The following is a 770-nucleotide window of genomic DNA, read 5'->3' as shown; positions in this document are numbered from 1 at the left end:
TTTTCTTTCTTAAAATTGCTAGCACTTTCTTAAATTCTTCTTTTTTTCCAAAACCAATCAAACGTAGAATAGCCATTTGAACATAGTCCAAACCGTAGCGAAATAAACTTACTGAAAGTCGTCCATGCTTCTTTATTTTTATCGCTTTTTTCCGATCATGTTGCCATTCACCTGTTAAATAGCACCAACAGAAACCGATAGCTAGCACTGCTATCAATTTCTTGACTCGTCTAGGGTCTGTTAAACGAGTATTTTCAAGATTGAATCCACGTCCTTTGCGACAACTAAATAACGTTTCGATTTCCCAGCGTAATGCATAATCACGAATAGCAGAAGCATTAAACATAGGAGAAACAACAAGTAAAAGCTCTCCATCTTCTAATCGTAGCGCACTAATATACAGTTTCACTCGACCAACCCAAATACGTCGTTTACGACATTCAGTTTGACCAACTTGAAGATGACGAAATAAATCACTAATTTTATGATTCTTGGCTAAGTGATTGGTCACAATAAAGTTTTTTAACACGTATACAGAAGTTAATGTCATTTTCAATTAACCATGTAAACCATTTCTCACCGATAAATTCTCTGTCTGCAAACACATTCACAATACGATCTTTACCAAAATTTGCATGTGACTTGTTCCACTTTAGATATTTGTTTAAGATGAGATGTAACTCATTGAAATGTGTCATCATATTCGTCGTCAGAAAACAAGTATTATGCCATTATTTCAATGAGTTATCTTTTTTTGTCGTGTACAAAGA

Annotated in this window: 1 pseudogene; it reads right to left on the bottom strand. The window is 34.3% G+C overall.

Going from position 1 to position 770, the window contains the following annotated elements:
- Positions 1 to 629: pseudogene (locus EXE29_RS17330) on the bottom strand (IS4-like element ISAba33 family transposase); the annotation flags it as partial.
- Positions 630 to 770 lie beyond the last annotated feature (141 nt).

The organism is Acinetobacter sp. WCHAc060006 (assembly GCF_004209135.1).
GTDB classification, from domain to species: Bacteria; Pseudomonadota; Gammaproteobacteria; order Pseudomonadales; family Moraxellaceae; genus Acinetobacter; species Acinetobacter cumulans.
Note: the sequence above shows the minus strand (reverse complement) of the source record. Positions and strands in the feature narration are given on the sequence as shown.